The organism is Rhodoferax sp. (genome assembly GCF_039922535.1).
Taxonomy (GTDB): Bacteria; Pseudomonadota; Gammaproteobacteria; order Burkholderiales; family Burkholderiaceae_C; genus Rhodoferax_B.
In genome coordinates this window covers 1-1,897 of the sequence record NZ_JBDTEM010000370.1, presented here as the reverse complement: position 1 = coordinate 1,897, position 1,897 = coordinate 1, and the positions used below count along the sequence as shown (strand labels likewise).

At 67.1% G+C, this 1,897-nt stretch carries 2 protein-coding genes; both read right to left on the bottom strand.

Features of this window, described 5'->3' with window-relative positions; translation table 11 throughout:
* Positions 1-1,218, bottom strand: a 1,218-nt coding sequence (locus ABI213_RS17755) for a biotin carboxylase N-terminal domain-containing protein (protein WP_348028040.1), incomplete at its 3' end; no start/stop codon positions are given.
* A partial coding sequence (locus ABI213_RS17750) for an enoyl-CoA hydratase-related protein (protein WP_348028038.1) occupies positions 1,211-1,897 on the bottom strand: 687 nt, incomplete at its 5' end. The genes ABI213_RS17755 and ABI213_RS17750, both read right to left, overlap by 8 nt.

The window sequence follows — 1,897 nt, the reverse complement described above, 5'->3', positions numbered from 1 at the left end:
CTGGCGCATGCGGGCCAGGGCCTGGGTGCGGTCGCTATCCCAGACGATCAACTTGGCGATCATCGGGTCGTAGTGCGGGGTGATCTCGTCGCCTTGCTCCACCCCGGTATCGACGCGAACGTGGGCCGATGCTGCGGGGGGCTGCAGGTGGCTGAGGCGGCCGGTGGACGGCAAGAAGCCTTTGTCCGGGTCTTCGGCATAGATGCGCGCCTCGATGGCGTGGCCGGTCAGCACCAGTTGGTTCTGCGCCAGTGGGAGGGGCTCGCCCGAGGCCACGCGCAGTTGCCATTCCACCAGGTCTAACCTGGTGATCATTTCGGTCACCGGGTGCTCCACCTGCAGCCGGGTGTTCATCTCCATGAAGTAGAAGCTACCGTCCTGGTGGGCAATGAACTCAACCGTGCCCGCGCCCACGTAGCCCACGGCCAGAGCGGCGTTCACCGCTGCTGCGCCCATGGCCGCGCGGCGCTCGGGAGTCATGCCGGGGGCGGGGGCTTCTTCCAGCACCTTTTGGTGGCGGCGTTGTACCGAGCAGTCGCGCTCAAACAGGTAGACGCAGTGGCCCTGGCTGTCGGCAAACACCTGGATTTCGATGTGGCGGGGCTGGAGCACGTACTTCTCGATCAGCACATGGTCGTTGCCAAAGGCGTTGCTAGCTTCGCGCTGGCACGACACGAGCGATGCGGTGAAATCTGCCGCCGCATCCACCCGGCGCATGCCCTTGCCGCCGCCGCCCGCGCTGGCTTTGATCAGCACCGGGAAGCCGATTTTCTCGGCCTGTGCGGCCAGAAAGCCGGGGTCTTGCTGGTCGCCGTGGTAGCCGGGGGTCAGCGGCACACCGGCTTTTTCCATCAGGGTCTTGGCTGCAGACTTGCTGCCCATGGCGCGGATGGCCGAGGCGGGTGGGCCGATGAAGACCACGCCGGCCTGGGCGCAGGCATCGGCAAAGTCGGCGTTCTCAGACAAAAAACCGTAGCCGGGGTGCACGGCCTGGGCACCCGTTTGCAGCGCGGCGGCCAGAATTTTGTCGGCCACCAAATACGATGCACGGGCGGCGGCCGGGCCGATGCAAACGGCCTCGTCGGCCAGCCGCACGTGGCGGGCGTTGGCATCGGCTTCGGAATATACCGCCACGGTGCGGATGCCCATGCGGCGGGCAGTTTGGATTACCCGGCAAGCGATCTCTCCGCGATTGGCGATGAGGATTTTGCTAAACATGCTTGGCTCCTGCCCAGTGTGGGGCGCGTTTTTCCAGAAAGGCGGCAAGGCCTTCGCGGGCCTCTGCCGTGGCGCGCAGACGGGCGATGCGCTGGGCGGTGTCTTCCACCAGGGCATCGTCTATGGGGCGATTGGTGACGGCGCGGATCAGCTCGGTGGCGGCGGCTTGCGCGCCAGGCCCGCCTGCTTGCAAGGCCTCTAACAGGGTCTGCACCGTGGCATCCAGCGCTTCGGGCGCAGCGACTTCATGTGCCAGGCCCAAGGCCAGAGCCCGCTCGGCGCTAATGCGCTCTGCGGTCTGAAAGTAGCGGGTGGCCTGGCGTTCGCCGATGGCGCGCAGCACATAGGGGCCGATGGTGGCCGGAATGATGCCAAAGCGCACTTCCGAGGTAGCGAACTGCGCCTTGCTGGAGGCCACGCAGATGTCGCAAGCGGCGGCCAGGCCCATGCCACCCCCCAGCGCCGCACCGTGCACGCGGGCGAGGGTGGGCGTGGCCATGCAAGACAAGGTGCGGAACAGATGCGCCAGTTGGCGCGCATCGTCCACGTTCTTTTCCAGCGTGGCCGCGCCCTGGCGCTGCATCCAGCCCAGGTCGGCTCCGGCTGAAAAGCTTTTGCCCCGGCCCGCCAGCACCACGGCGCGCACGGCGGGGTCGGCGTCCAGTGCGGTCAGGGCTTG